This is a genomic window from Reyranella sp., from assembly GCF_004297265.1.
In the GTDB taxonomy this organism is placed as follows: domain Bacteria; phylum Pseudomonadota; class Alphaproteobacteria; order Reyranellales; family Reyranellaceae; genus Reyranella.
The window spans coordinates 40,126-54,396 of sequence record NZ_SCUT01000050.1; the positions used below are offsets into that span (position 1 = coordinate 40,126).

The 14,271-nt window shown below is 65.9% G+C and carries 12 protein-coding genes; 5 read left to right on the forward strand and 7 right to left on the reverse strand.

Going from position 1 to position 14,271, the window contains the following annotated elements:
• Window positions 1-22: 22 nt before the first annotated feature.
• From EPO41_RS21810 to EPO41_RS21835, 6 genes are all read right to left on the reverse strand, one after another.
• Window positions 23-790, reverse strand: a complete 768-nt coding sequence (locus EPO41_RS21810; RefSeq protein ID WP_296329640.1) for a fumarylacetoacetate hydrolase family protein — start codon at window positions 788-790, stop codon at window positions 23-25.
• A complete protein-coding gene (locus EPO41_RS21815) occupies window positions 787-1,878 on the reverse strand; it encodes a sn-glycerol-3-phosphate import ATP-binding protein UgpC (protein WP_296329665.1) in 1,092 nt (363 codons plus the stop codon). The genes EPO41_RS21810 and EPO41_RS21815 overlap by 4 nt, the downstream gene beginning before the upstream one ends.
• Before the next feature lie 3 nt (window positions 1,879-1,881).
• Entirely contained in the window at window positions 1,882-2,730 is an 849-nt protein-coding gene (gene ugpE, locus EPO41_RS21820) for a sn-glycerol-3-phosphate ABC transporter permease UgpE (RefSeq protein WP_296329667.1), read from the reverse strand.
• A complete protein-coding gene (gene ugpA / locus EPO41_RS21825; RefSeq protein ID WP_296329670.1) occupies window positions 2,730-3,611 on the reverse strand; it encodes a sn-glycerol-3-phosphate ABC transporter permease UgpA in 882 nt (293 codons plus the stop codon). Before ugpA ends, ugpE begins: the two co-directional genes overlap by 1 nt.
• A 92-nt stretch (window positions 3,612-3,703) precedes the next feature.
• Window positions 3,704-5,023, reverse strand: a complete 1,320-nt coding sequence (gene ugpB, locus EPO41_RS21830; RefSeq protein WP_296329673.1) for a sn-glycerol-3-phosphate ABC transporter substrate-binding protein UgpB — start codon at window positions 5,021-5,023, stop codon at window positions 3,704-3,706.
• 133 nt (window positions 5,024-5,156) lie between these two features.
• Window positions 5,157-5,849 carry a glycerophosphodiester phosphodiesterase family protein gene (locus EPO41_RS21835; protein ID WP_296329676.1) on the reverse strand — a complete coding sequence of 231 codons (693 nt, stop codon included), beginning with the start codon at window positions 5,847-5,849 and terminating at the stop codon, window positions 5,157-5,159.
• A 51-nt stretch (window positions 5,850-5,900) separates the two neighbouring features.
• Here EPO41_RS21835 and EPO41_RS21840 point away from each other — a divergent pair, with 51 nt between their 5' ends.
• The 5 genes from EPO41_RS21840 (at window position 5,901) to EPO41_RS21860 (ending at window position 11,694) form a co-directional block, all read left to right on the forward strand.
• Window positions 5,901-6,665: an SDR family oxidoreductase gene (locus tag EPO41_RS21840; protein WP_296329679.1), complete on the forward strand. Its 765-nt coding sequence runs from the start codon at window positions 5,901-5,903 to the stop codon at window positions 6,663-6,665.
• Window positions 6,665-8,080, forward strand: a complete 1,416-nt coding sequence (locus EPO41_RS21845) for a sodium:proton antiporter (RefSeq protein ID WP_296329683.1) — start codon at window positions 6,665-6,667, stop codon at window positions 8,078-8,080. The genes EPO41_RS21840 and EPO41_RS21845 overlap by 1 nt, the downstream gene beginning before the upstream one ends.
• Before the next feature lie 130 nt (window positions 8,081-8,210).
• Entirely contained in the window at window positions 8,211-8,747 is a 537-nt protein-coding gene (locus tag EPO41_RS21850) for a TRAP transporter small permease subunit (protein WP_296329685.1), read from the forward strand.
• Window positions 8,748-8,868: 121 nt separating this feature from the next.
• Window positions 8,869-10,476 carry a TRAP transporter large permease subunit gene (locus EPO41_RS21855; RefSeq protein ID WP_296330430.1) on the forward strand — a complete coding sequence of 536 codons (1,608 nt, stop codon included), beginning with the start codon at window positions 8,869-8,871 and terminating at the stop codon, window positions 10,474-10,476.
• Between the two features lie 228 nt (window positions 10,477-10,704).
• Entirely contained in the window at window positions 10,705-11,694 is a 990-nt protein-coding gene (locus EPO41_RS21860) for a TonB family protein (protein WP_296329688.1), read from the forward strand.
• Window positions 11,695-11,779: 85 nt separating this feature from the next.
• Here EPO41_RS21860 and EPO41_RS21865 read toward each other — a convergent pair whose 3' ends face one another.
• The gene (locus EPO41_RS21865; protein WP_296329691.1) at window positions 11,780-14,197 is read right to left on the reverse strand and encodes a TonB-dependent receptor; all 2,418 of its coding nucleotides are present in this window, start codon (window positions 14,195-14,197) and stop codon (window positions 11,780-11,782) included.
• Between the last annotated feature and the right edge of the window lie 74 nt (window positions 14,198-14,271).

The following is a 14,271-nucleotide window of genomic DNA, read 5'->3' on the forward strand; positions in this document are numbered from 1 at the left end:
CCGCTCCGGCTCCTGGCCGTCTTCAGCCGTACCGGTTGCGCAAGGTGCCGATGCCGTCGATCACGATCTCGACCACGGTGCCGGCCTTCATCGGCAGGACACCCAGCGACGTGCCGCAGGCGATGACGTCGCCCGGGACGAAGGTCATGTCCTGCGAGAGGCGGCTGACCAGCTCGGCCGGCGGGAAGATCATGTCGTCGACCCGGTAGTTCTGGCGCTCCCGGCCGTTGACCAAGGTGCGGACCGTGAGCGACCCGGGATCGAGGCCGGTCGCGACGACCGGGCCGAACACGCCGAACCCGTCGAAGTTCTTGGCGCGCGTCCATTGCGCGAAAGACGGATCGCGCTGCAGCAGTTCCATCGCCGTCACGTCGTTCACGCAGGTGTAGCCCAGGATATGGCTGGCCGCCTCGTCGACCGACACGGCCGAGCAGGTCCTGCCGATCACGATGCCCAGTTCGCCCTCGTAGGCGACCCGGCCGTCATAGGATTTCGGCACCGGGATCGCCTGGCCGTGCGCGGCGAAGCTGTTCGGCGCCTTCAGGAAGGTGAGCGGCTCGGCCGGAATCGCCCAGCCGTTCTTCTCGGCGGCGGCGCGGAAGTTGTTCCACAGCGCCACCATCTTGGTGGGTTCGGTCGGTGTCAGCCAGCGCGCCACGGCCGCGGCCACCTCCTCGCCGGTCGCGGGTCCGGGATCGAAGATCGTGCCTTCGTGCAGGCGGATGCGCTCGCCGTCGACGGCACCGATGCGTGCACGTCCCTCGTGCTCGATGCGGGTCCAGAGGGTCATGCCGCGTCGGGGATACGCTTGCCGGTCTGCGAATCGAACAGATGGAGGTGTCCGGGATCGGCCTTGAAGCGCAGCTTCTCGCCGGGCTTGGCGAGGATGTGTCCGCTCTGGCGGACGGTCACGACCTCGCGCGCCTCGCCGAAACGGCCATGCAGCAGCGTGTCGGCACCCAGCGGCTCGGCCAGCTCGATCTCGAATTCCAGCGGGCCATCGGATGCCGGATGCAGATGCTCGGGGCGGATGCCGACGGCGACAGGGGTCCCGCCGGCGGCCGTGGTGGTGAGGCCGATCGGCAGCACGATGCGGACGGCGCCCGTGCCGGCCAGCTCGATCGACCGGCTGCCCTCGACCACCTTGCCCGCCAGGAAGTTCATGGCGGGCGAGCCGATGAACCCCGCGACGAAGACGGAGGCCGGGCGCTCGTAGACGTCCATCGGCGTGCCGATCTGGTCGGCGACGCCGGCGTTCATGACGATCAGCCGGTCGGCCAGGGTCATCGCCTCGACCTGGTCGTGGGTGACGTAGATCGAGGTGACGTCGAGCTCGCGCTGCAGGCGCTTGATCTCGAGCCGCATCTGCACGCGCAGCTTGGCGTCGAGATTGGACAGCGGCTCGTCGAACAGGAAGACGGCCGGCTCGCGCACGATGGCGCGACCCATGGCGACCCTCTGACGCTGGCCGCCCGAGAGCTGGCGCGGCTTGCGTTGCAGGAACGAGCCGAGTTCGAGGATCTTCGCGGCCTTCTGGACGCGGGTGTCGATCTCGGCCTTGGAGAGGCCGCGGATCTTGAGACCATAGGCCATGTTCTCGTAGACGCTGAAATGCGGATAGAGCGCGTAGTTCTGGAACACCATCGCGATGTCGCGATCCTTGGGCTCCAGCTCGTTGACCACGCGGTCGCCGATCGCGATGGTGCCGCCCGTGATGCGTTCCAATCCCGCCACCATGCGCAGCAGGGTGGACTTGCCGCAGCCCGAGGGGCCTACGATGACGACGAACTCGCCGTCGGCGATCTCGATGTCGACGCCGTGGATGACCTCGAGCTTGTCGTAGCTCTTCCTGACGCCGCGCAGGTGGACTTGCGCCATGGCCTACTTCTCCGTCTCGACCAGGCCGCGTACGAACTGGCGCTGCATGAACACGACGACCAGGACCGGCGGCAGCATGGCGAGCATCGCCATGGCCATCAGCAGGTTCCAGCTCGGCACCCCGTCGACGACGTTGGCCTGGCGCGAGACCGTCATGACGACGGTGTAATAGCTTTCCTTGGTCGTGATCAGCAGCGGCCAGAGATACTGGTTCCAGCCATAGATGAACTGGATCACGAAGAGCGCCGCGATCGAGGTCCGGCTCATCGGCAACAGGATGTCCCAGAAGAAGCGCATCGGCGAGGCACCGTCGACCCGCGCCGCCTCCGTGAGCTCGTCGGGTACGCTGAGGAAGAACTGGCGGAACAGGAACGTCGCCGTTGCCGAGGCGATCAGCGGGATGATCAGGCCGGAATAGGAGTCGAGCATGCCGAGCGAGGCCACGACCCCGTAGGTCGGCACGATGCGCACCTCGACCGGCAGCATGAGCGTCACGAAGATCGCCCAGAAGAAAAACATCCGGCCGGGGAAGCGGAAATAGACGATCGCGAAGGCCGAGATGATCGAGATGGCGATCTTCCCGATCGCCACGCCCAGCGCCATGATCATGCTGTTGGTCAGCGTCATCATGACCGGCGTGCTGCCGACCTTGCCATACCCTTCGGTCAGCACCTTGGCGTAGTTCTCGATCAGATGCGGCCCCGGCAGGACCGGGATCGGCGACTGCAGCATGGTCTGCTGGCTGTGCGTCGAGGCCACGAACGTCATCCAGACCGGGAAGGCGATGATGACCACGCCGAGCAACACGACGAAATGGCTCAGCAGCGTGAGGAAGGGCCGGTTCTCGACCATCAATAGTGCACCCGGCGCTCGATGAAGCGGAACTGCACGAAGGTGAGCGCGATGACCACGACCATCAGGATCACCGACTGCGCCGAGGAGCCGCCGAGATCCTGGCCGCGGAAGCCGTCGTTGAAGACCTTGAACACCAGGATCTCCGTGGACTTGCCGGGGCCGCCCTTGGTCAGCGAATCGACGACGCCGAAGGTCCCGAAGAAGGCATAGATGATGTTGACGACGAGCAGAAAGAAGCCGACCGGCGAAAGCAACGGGAAGACGATGTCCCAGAAGCGCCGGCCGGGGCCCGCACCGTCAATCGCCGCCGCCTCGATCAGCGATTTCGGGATCGACTGCAGCCCGGCCAGGAAGAACAGGAAATTGTAGCTGATCTGGTTCCACACCGCGGCGATGACCACCAGCAACAGGGCCTGGTTGCCGTTGACCACATAGTTGAATTCGATGCCGATGCCCTGGAGCATCCAGGCCAGGATGCCGACCGACGGATTGAACAGGAAGCCCCACAGAACGCCGGCGACGGCCGGCGCCACGGCGTACGGCCAGACCAGAAAGGTCTTGTAGGCCGTTGCTCCCCGGATCACCCGATCGGCCATCACCGCCAGCAGCAGCGAGATCCCGAGCCCGATGGCGGCCACCAGGAAGCTGAACACCACGGTGATCTGCGCCGAGTGGGCGTAGCTGTTGTCGCGAAAGAGCTGGGCGAAGTTCTCGAACCAGACGAACTTGGAATTGCCGCCGAAGGCATCCTCGATCAGCACCGACTGGTAGATCGCCTGGCCCGACGGCCAGAAGAAGAAGACCAGCGTGATGATCATCTGCGGCCCCAGCAGAAGGTAGGGCAGCCAGCGTTCGTTGAAGGTGACGCGCTTTTCCATCGAGCTAGTCCGTGGCCCTCCCCCTCCCTGCCTCCCCCGCCTTGCGGGGGAGGTGGTCCGAAGGACCGGAGGGGGAAAGCAACGGCAAGGCCTTACTTGTTCGCAGCTTCGAAGCGCTTGAGCTGCTCGTTGCCGGCCTTGACGGCGTCGTCGAGCGCGGTCTTCGCGTCCTTCTTGCCCGACCAAACGTTCTCGAGCTCGCCGTCGACGATGTCGCGGATCTGCACGAAGTTGCCGATGCGCAGGCCCTTGGAGTTGGCCGTCGGCGGGTTGAGCGTGAGCTCCTGGACGGCCACTTCGCGGCCCGGGAACTTCTTGTAGAAGCCCTCCTTCTCGGTCGCCTCGGCGGCGGCCAGGGTGATCGGCACGTAGCCCGTCTCCTGGTGCCACTTGGCCTGCACGGGCGTGCTGGCGAGGTAGCTCAGGAACTTGGCGACGCCCTTGTACTCGGCCGCCGGACGCCCCTGCAGCACCCACAGGGTGGCGCCGCCGATGATCGAGTTCTGCGGCTTGGCGATGACGTCGGGCGAGTAGGGCATCATGCCGATGCCGTACTTGCTCGTGCCGCCCAGCGCCTTGTCGATGCCCGCGGCCGAGCCGGACGAGGCGATGTGGAACACGCAGTCACCCGCGGTGAACAGCGCCGTCGACTTGCCCTCGCGGCCGCCGTAGACGAACGTCTTGTCCTTGGTCCAGTCGGCCAGCATCTGGATGAACTTGACGCGCGCGGGGTCGTTGAACTTCAGCTCGATGTCGATGCCCCCGAAGCCATTGTCCTTCGTGGCATACGGCAGATTGTGCCAGGCGCCGTAGTTCTCGATCATGGTCCAGGTCTGCCACTGCGGCGTGAACCCGCACTTGGCGCCGGCGGCGACCGCCTTCTTCGCCATCTCGCCCAGCTCCGGCCAGGTCTTCGGTGGCGTGTTCGGGTCGAGGCCGGCCTTCTGCAGCAGCTCCTTGTTCCAGTACAGGACCGGCGTCGAGGAGTTGAACGGCATCGACAGCAGCTTGCCGTCCGGCGTCGAGTAATAGCCGTAGACCGGGCCGATATAGGCCTTGGGATCGAACGGCTCCTTGGCGTCGGCCATGAGCTGGTAGACTGGATAGACGGCGCCCTTGGCGGCCATCATGTTGGCCGTACCGACCTCGAAGACCTGCACGATGTGCGGCGCCTGCTTGGCGCGGAAGGCGGCGATCGCGGCCGTCAGGGTCTCCGTATAGGAGCCCTTGTAGACCGGGTTCACCTTGTATTCGCTCTGCGACTTGTTGAAGCCCTCGGCGAGGGCATTGACGGTGTCTCCCAGATTGCCGCCCATGGCGTGCCAGAACTGGATTTCGGTCTGCGCAAACGCGGTGGACGCGCTCGCGAGGGCCGCCGCGGCCGCGACGGAAGACAGCAGTATCCGTGTCATGTCGAACAAACCTCCCAGAAAAATCCCCGGCGATGTATCGACGGGCCGCACGACTGTGATGTGTCGGTTTTATTGCGGTCTGATGACAGAACACCAAGACTGCGCACCGAGCGCAACCCCCAATTGGTCGAACCTACTGGAGCGCGGCCAGGATCACGTCCGGCGCGTCGGTGATGACGCACTGCACGCCCATGCCGACCAGCGCCCGGGCCACGTCGCCGTCGTTGATCGTATAGACGCTGAGGACGTAGCCGGCCTTGCGGATCTCGACGGCCCGGACCGCCGTCAGGCGCTTGCCATTGGTATTGATGCCGGCCGCCGCCACCGCTTCGGCGCGGCCCCGCCAGTCGTCCTTCAGCTCGTCGATCAGCAGCGCCCTCGCAAATTCCGGCGCGGCGTCGCGGGCGGCGGCGAGGGATTGGTCCTTGAAGCTCGACAGGAGCGGCGCCGGCAGCGCGGCCGGCCACAGGCGGCGCAGGGTCTCGACGGTGACCCGCGCAGTCTCGGCCTCGCGGCCCTCGCACGGCTTGATCTCGACGTTGCAGCCCAGCCCCAGTTCGGCGAAGCAGGCGATCGCCTGCGCGAAGGTCGGCACCGACGACGGCAGCTCGGACGCGCGCATCTCGGGCGCCAGCCTGTCGATTCCGGTCGTCCGCTTCAGCGACGAATCGTGCAGGACGATGGGCACGCCATCGGCCGTCAGCTTGACGTCGATCTCGACCCAGGTGGCCCCACGCCGATGGGCCTCCCGGAACGATTCCAGCGTGTTTTCGGGGGCATAGGCCATGGCGCCGCGATGGCCGATCACGTTGGGGAGTTGCAGCATTTGCGAATCCAAAGCTAAGTCGGCTGTCGCAATAGCCGAATGTCCCGATCCATGTCGACCTTCCCGGAAAAATTCCGCCTCGACGGCCGCACCGCACTGATCACCGGATCCGCCCGCGGCCTGGGCTGGGAAATGGCCAAGGGCCTGGCCGAGGCCGGCGCCCGGGTGCTGCTGCACGGCCGCTCGCACGAGAGGCTGGCGCCGCGGCTGGCCGAACTGCGCGCCGCCGGGCGGGCGACGGACGGCGTGGTGTTCGGCATGGCCGACCGCACCGCCATGAGGCTGGCCCTTGCCGATGCCGGGCCGGTCGACATCCTGATCCACAATGTCGGCGAACGCGACCGCCGCCCCTTCACCGAGATCGAGTCCGACGACTTCGCGCGCCTGATCGACACCGATCTGTCGGCAGGGCAGGCGCTGATCCGGCTGGTCGTCCCGGGCATGGTCGAACGGGGTTGGGGGCGGCTGATCCTCGTGACCTCGATAGCCGCGACGCTCGCCGCGCCCGGCGCTTCGTCGTACATCGCCGCCAAGGCGGGCCTCGAAGCCCTCGCCCGGGCGCTGGCGTCGGAACTCGGCGCCACCGGCGTCACTTCCAATGCGCTCTCGCCCGGCTTCTTCGCGACCGAGACCAACGAGGCGCTGATCGATTCGGCCGCCGGCGAACGGATGCGGCTGCGCTGCCCGGCCAAACGCTGGGCCGACCCGTCGGAAATCGCCGGCGCGGCCATCTTCCTCGCCTCCCCCGCCGCGAGCTACGTCAACGGTCATACGCTCACCGTCGACGGCGGCGTCACCGCAACCTACGTGAGCTGATGAAACCCCGACACCTCCTCCCCGGTCTGCTCACCTTCGCCTTCGCGCTGCCGGCACTGGCGGCCGGAGCCGATGCCCCGGCGATCGAAGGACGCCATCTCGGCCTCGCCTGGATGATCCCCTTCGCCGGCATCCTGCTGTCGATCGCGATCCTGCCGCTCGCCGCGCCGAGCTTCTGGCATCACCATTTCGGCAAGGTCTCCGCCGCCTGGGCGGCGATGATCGTCGTCCCTTTCGCCGTCCTTCATGGCGTTCCGACCGCTGCCTACGAGATCATCCATCTCCTCCTGCTGGACTACATCCCCTTCATCGTGCTGCTGCTGGCGCTGTTCACGGTGACCGGCGGCATCCACATCAAGGGCAACCTGTACGGCTCGCCGTCGATGAACACCGCCCTGCTGGCCATCGGCACGGTGCTCGCGGGCTGGATGGGCACGACCGGCGCCTCGATGCTGCTGATCCGTCCCATTATCCGCGCCAACGACGACCGCCGGCACAAGATCCACGTCTTCGTGTTCTTCATCTTCCTGGTGTCGAACATCGGCGGGGCGCTGACGCCCCTCGGCGATCCGCCGCTGTTCCTGGGCTTCCTGAAGGGCGTCAGCTTCTTCTGGACGACGGAGCATCTGTTCGGGGAGATGCTGGTCTGCGCGCTCGTTCTCCTCGCGCTGTTCTACGTCATCGACAGCTACTGGTACCGCAAGGAAGGCCGTCCGAAGCCCGACCCGACTCCCGAGACGCCGGTGCGGATCGAGGGCGGCGTCAACGTCATCCTGCTGGCAGCCATCGTCGGGGCGGTGCTGGCCAGCGGCACCTGGAAGCCCGGCGTTCACTTCACGGTCTTCCACGTCACGCTCGAACTGCAGAACGTGCTGCGCGACCTGATCCTGGTCGCGATCTGCCTCCTGTCGCTTCGCGTCACCTCGCGCGCGTCGCGCATCGACAACGGCTTCAGCTGGGGGCCCATGATCGAGGTCGCCAAGCTGTTCGCCGGAATCTTCATCACCATCGCGCCGGCCCTCGCCATCCTGCGGGCCGGCAAGGACGGCGTCCTGGCGCCCCTGGTCGCGCTGGTGACAGGACCCGACGGGCAGCCCAACGACATCTGGTATTTCTGGCTGACCGGCATCCTTTCGAGCTTCCTCGACAATGCGCCGACATATCTCGTCTTCTTCAACCTGGCCGGCGGCGATGCGAACCTGTTGATGGGCGCGCTCGCCAGCACCCTGGCGGCGATCTCGTGCGGCGCGGTGTTCATGGGCGCCAACAGCTATATCGGCAACGCCCCCAACTTCATGGTCAAGGCCGTCGTCGAGGAGGCCGGCATCCGCATGCCGAGCTTCTTCGGCTACATGGCCTGGTCGTGCGGCATTCTGCTACCGCTGTTCGTGTTGCTCACCTGGATCTTCTTCTGAGCGAGGTCGACACGGCGGCATGCGCATCATCGGTAGTCGTGCAATCCGGATTTTCTGGCACGGAGGAAAATCGGCATTAGAATGAATCGTAGCTGATAAGAAATATCTAGGGACAGGGAGGCTTGGGAAAATGGCCGCACTCCTCAAACTGAGTGCAGCGATCGATCGCATGACGGAGTTCGTCGGACGTTCGCTGTACTGGCTGATCCTCGTCATGGTTCTGGTCAGCACCCTGAACGCCATCTCCCGGAAATTCCTGAACATCAGCTCGAACGCCTGGCTCGAACTGCAGTGGTACATGTTCGCGGCCGTGTTCATGGGCTGCGCGGGTTATGCACTCCTGCGCAAGGAGCACATCCGGATCGACATCATCGCGAGTCATCTGTCAGATCGGGCCAACCAGCGCATCGCCCTGTTCGGTCACGTCTTCTTCCTCGTGCCGCTTTGCCTGATCATGCTCTATTTCTGCTGGCCGTACTTCTTGGAGTCGGTGCGGGTCAACGAGCATTCGAGCAATGCCGGCGGCCTGGTCCGCTGGCCGGTCAAGCTGATCATGGTCGTCGGCTTCGTGCTGCTGCTTGTGCAGGGCATCTCGGAAATCATCAAGCAGGTGGGCGTGATGCTCGGGGTCTATGTCGACCCGCGCACCGCACCGTCCTCGCACTGAGGCCCGCGCCATGAAAATTCTTCGCGGGATATTCTATCTCTTCCTGATCTTCATCGCCGTGCTGCTGGTGTCGTCCTTCGTTGCACCGCAGAGCGTGCTCGCGGGCTGGGTCAAGGCCGAGATGGCGCCGATCATGTTCGTGTCGCTGGTCTTCTTCCTGTTGCTCGGCTACCCGGTTGCCTTTTCGTTGAGCGCGCTGGGACTGCTCTACGCGATCGTCGGCATCGAGCTGGGCCTGTTCACGCCCAACCTGATGCAGGCGCTGCCGAATCGGCTCTACGGCGTGATCGAGAACGAGACCCTCCTGGCGATCCCGTTCTTCACCTTCATGGGACTGATCCTCGAACGATCCGGCATGGCCGAGGATCTTCTCGATACGATCGGCCAGCTGTTCGGGCCGCTGCCCGGCGGCCTCGCCTATGCGGTCGTGTTCGTGGGCGCGCTTCTGGCGGCGACCACGGGTGTCGTGGCTGCGTCCGTGATCTCCATGGGCCTGATCTCGCTGCCGATCATGCTGCGCTACGGCTACGACCGGAAGCTCGCATCCGGCGTCATCGCCGCCTCAGGCACCCTGGCGCAGATCATTCCACCCAGCATCGTGCTGATCGTGCTCGCGGACCAGCTCGGCCGATCGGTCGGCGACATGTACAAGGGCGCCATCATTCCCGGCTTCGTCCTGACGGGCCTCTATGTCGGCTACGTCTTTTCCAGGACGATCTTCACGCCGGGGGTGGCGCCGGCGCTGCCGCCGGAAGCGCGGCAACTCAAGGAGGACAATGGCAGCGCCGGCTACACGTCGCTGCTCGTGCTCGTGGCTTGTGTCATCGCCTGCAGCCTTGTGCTGGCCCACGTGCTGCACTGGGAGGGCATCTGGGCGGCGTCGCTGTCGGGCGTTCTGGCCTATGTGCTGGCGATCGCCAACCGCAGCTTCAACCTCGGACTGTTGAGCCGGCTGGCCCAGCAGGTCGTCATCGTGATGATGCCGCCGCTGGCGCTGATCTTCCTGGTGCTGGGCACGATCTTCATCGGTCTCGCGACCCCGACCGAGGGCGGAGCGATGGGGGCCACCGGCGCGGTGCTACTGGCTCTCGCCAACCGGCGGCTGGATTTCGCCCTGCTGCGGCAGGCCATGGATGTGACGGCCAAGCTCACGGCCTTCGTCATCTTCATCCTGGTGGGGGCGCGCGTCTTCAGCCTGAGCTTCTACGGCGTGAACGGCGACCAGTGGGTCGAGCATCTCCTCCTGGGATTGCCAGGTGGACCGATCGGCTTTCTCATCGTCGTGAACATACTGATCTTCTTCCTGGCCTTCTTCCTCGACTTCTTCGAACTGGCCTTCATCATCATTCCACTCCTGGCCAAGCCGGCCGAAGCCCTCGGCATCGACCTCATATGGTTCGGCGTGCTGCTGGGCGTGAACATGCAGACGTCGTTCATGCACCCGCCCTTCGGCTTCGCCCTGTTCTACCTGAGATCGGTCGCCCCCGAAGGCAGCTACGCCGACAAGGTCACGGGCAAGATGATGGACGGCGTCACCACGGCGCAGATCTATTGGGGTGCTGTGCCGTTCGTCGCCATCCAGGTCATCATGGTGGCGTTGGTCATCGCCTTCCCCGGCATGGTCACGGCCGGCCTCGACAAGGGCAACGGCGTCGATCCCAACAAGGTGAAGATCGAGATCCAGGCACCGCCCTCGGTCGACGACGCCCCGCCGATCTCGTTCAAGTAGTCCGATGCGGGTGCCCCGCCCGGAAAAACGGGCGGGGCATTTGGGAGCGGGCAGCTGAAGACCGCAATTTCGCCGGCATTTCCAACAAAGTAATGGACAAGAAACCGCAGGAGCGGCTTGGCGTCTTTCCTGTAGGTTTACGTTCGCCCCGGCCTTAGGTAGACCCCAGGCTCGCCCGCCCGCTCCGAGGACGCCAAGCATCGGGGCGAAAAGCTCTAGAATTGCCTCGTGGCCCACGCTGTAAGCGCCTTCTCATACCGTTCCGACCGCATGTCGCCCGTCGCGCTCGCGCTGGCGATCCTGCTGCATGCGCTGGTGGTGGCGGTCCTGTGGTGGCTGGCGCAGCAGAAGCCGCCGGTGCCGCCGGTCGAGGAGGCGATCACCGTCTCGTTCGAGCAGCCCAAGCCGCCCCCGCCCGAGCCGCCGCCGCAGCCACCCGTGGCCCAGCCGCAGCAGGTTCCGCTCCCCCAGGCGCTGCCGCCGATCAACCTCGGCGTACGCCCGCCGGCACCCGTCACTGGGGACCGGCCGACCCAGGCCCCGCCCACCGACCAGGTGTCGAAGGAGCCGCCGGCGCCTCCGCCGCCGCCTGAGAGCAAGGAGGAGCCGAGCCTCCTGACCGAGCCGGAAGCCGCGCCGCCCACGCCTGAGCCTCCCGTCGAGGCGCGCGTGGAGCAGCCCACGGAGCTGGGGCTGAAGACGGCGCCGACGCCTCCGCCGCCGGCGAAGCCAGCCGAGCCCGCCCCAGCGCCGAAGCCCGCGCCGCAACAGCAGGCGCTCGCCACGCCGCCGAGACCGCCCTCGCCTGCGCCGAAACCCGAGCTGAAGCCCTCACCGCTCTCGACGGCGCCGTCGCGGCGGCCGCCCTCCGCGTCCTCGGCCGAGCCGCCGTCGCAGCACCGCTTCGTCAATCCCGCGGACACCTATGCGCGCGCCAAGGTCGCGGACAATTATCTCTCGGAGGTTCTGCGCAAGATCGTGGGCTACCGCTACCAGTCGAGCACCCAGGCGCGGCGAGGCGTGACGGTCGTGCGCATCGTCATCGCCCGCGACGGCCGGCTGCTCGGCGCCACCGTCATCAGCTCGAGCGGCGAACCGGAGTTCGACGAGGGCGTGCTGGCCGGCGTCCGCGCCGGCGCGCCCTACTCGCCCCTGCCGGACAACATCAAGGGTGCCAGCGCCCCCTTCGATCTACCGCTGGTGTCGGTCAGGCGCTAGATACTCTTTTTCCGATTCGTCTGATTCGTTTATTTCGTTTGTTTCGTTTATTTGAGAGGATTCATGAATCTTCAGACACACACTACTAGAAGTCTGCGCTGAGCGACAGCAGGAAGGTGCGGGGCGCCCCCATCGCCAGGCCGTTGGTCGAGTTGGCCGCCGCCCAGTAGTTCAGGTCGAACAGGTTCTCGACGTTGAAGCGCAGCGACAGCGGCTTGCCGTCCGCCCGGTCGAACGTGTAGCGCATGCCGGCATCGAAGCGGGTCCAGGCCGGGATGCTCTGGGTATTGGCCGGATCGAGATACTGCGCGCTGGTGTAGATCGCGCGGCCTGAGAAGGTGAGCCCGCGCAGGAACGCGGCATCCCATTCGGCACCGAGATTGAGCTGCACGTCGGGCACGCCCGTCGCCTTCTTGCCGCTGGTCAGCACCGAGCCGGTATTGACCAGCACGCCGTTGGTGAAGGCGATGCCGCCCAGCACGCGCAGGCCGGACAGGGGCTCGCCGAACAGGTTGATCTCGATACCCTGGTTGCGTTGCAGGCCGTCGACGCTGAACGCGGCCGTCGTCGGGTTGGTGATGCCGGCGGGTTGCTCGATCTGGAACAAGGCGAGCGTCGTGGTCAGGCGACCGAAATCGACTTTGACCCCCAGCTCGAACTGCGTCGACTTGATGGGTGCGAAGACCTGGCCGGCATTGGCGGTGCCGGCCGGCGCGGTGGGACCCTGCTGCAGCCCCTGCATGTAGTTGCCGTATACGGACACGTTCTGCCAGGGCTTGGCGATGAAGCCGACGCCCGGCGTCACGGCGCTCTGGTCGTAACTCGATGTGACGGCACCGGCGGCGTTGAAATTGTCGATCCGGATGCGCTGGTAGCGGCCCCCGAGGATCAGCTGGATCCGCTCGTCGGCGGCCGAGATCAAGTCGGCGAAAGCCACGCTCGTCAGCTCGCGGTCATTGACCTTCGGCGGCGACGGCAGGGTGACGTTGGGATTGTTGACGAATGTCGGGAGATAGAGATTGGACGGCGTATTGAGGATGGGCGAGTAGAACGAATAGCCCGTCCCCGCCAGCCGGGTGCCGGTCAGCGACACGGAATGGTCGAGCAGTCCCGTGCGCAGCCGGCCGCGGACCCCGACCTCCTGCGTGTTCAGGTCGGTCCGCGACGGAAACTTCGCCACCGTGTCGATCAGGTTTCCGTTCGCGTTGTTTATGTTGGCGAAGCCTGTCAGGCCTTCGAACCGGTTGGTCCTCGCCCCCGCGCCGCCGAACACCGTCCAGTCGGCTGAGATGTCGAACTCGGCACGCGCCACGCCGAAGATGTCCTCCGTGTTGACGAAGGTCCAGGGCTGGAACCAGTTGGCGCGACCGCCGGGCGCCAGCGGCACGGTGAGCCCCGCCGCGACATAGGTCGGACGCTGAGGCGCGTTGACGTTCTGCTTCTGGTAACCGAAATCGAGCGAGGCGCGGAAGCGCTCGCCGCGGAAGTCGGCCCCGAACACCGACGCGATGATCTCCTGCGTCTGGCGATCGACGGGCGTATTTCCGGCGCGGAATACACCATTGTACCGCAAGCCGAACACCTTGTCGGCGCCGTAGCGCCGGCCGAAGTCGAAATTGCCACCGAACTGACCGCTGGAGAAGTAACCAGCCGTGAGCCGCGTGAGGTCCTCGTTCGCCGCGCGCTTCGGCACGAGATTGACCACACCGCCGATGCTGCCGAACGGCGGCATGCCGTTCAGCATCGCACTGGTGCCCTTCAGCACTTCGACGCGTTCCAGATACTCGGGCGTCACGGTCAGCGCCGGCGCCGCCCCGAACATGCCGTTGAACGCGAAATCCTGATTGCTCAACGGAAAGCCACGGATGAGGAGCGGCGTCGTGTAGCTCGCGGCGGGCCAGGAAACGCGCACGGACGGATCGTTGGCGACGACGTCGGCGATGCTGCGCGCCTGCTGGTCGCGGATGAGCTGTGCCGTGTAGCTGGTCTGGTTGAACGGCGTGTCCATCACGTCGCGCTCGCCGAGCAGGCCGAGCTGCGAGCCCTTGCCGACCTGGCCGCCGGCATAAGGGGGCGGCAGATTGTCGATCATGGCCTGCGGCGGGACGGAAAAGCCCTGCACCTGCACGGGATCGAGCTGAAGCGCGCCCGACGACGCGTTCGGCTTCTGCAGCGTCAACGTGTTGCCCACGATGCGCGGGACAAGCCCGGTGCCGCTCAGCAGTCGCTCCAACGCGACGTCTACAGAGAGACTGCCGGCGACTCCGGAAGTCGTGATCCCCTGCACGACCGCCGGATCGATCGAGACCTGAAGTCCTGCCTGCCTGCCGAACAGCGTGAGCGCATTGCCGAGAGGACCCGCGGGAACGGCGAAGGTTCGCTGGTCTCTCGCTGGCACGGCGTCGGTCGCCGGAGCGCCCTGCGCCCACACATCCCTGGACGACAGGGTCACAGCGGGCAGTACCGCAATTCCCAGGAGCAACGCCAGCCTCGACACCATCATGATCCCCCGCTTCGGGATCACTCGCGCATGCGCCTCGGACTGCGACCCCGTGCGAGGAGAACGTCGGCGGCGTT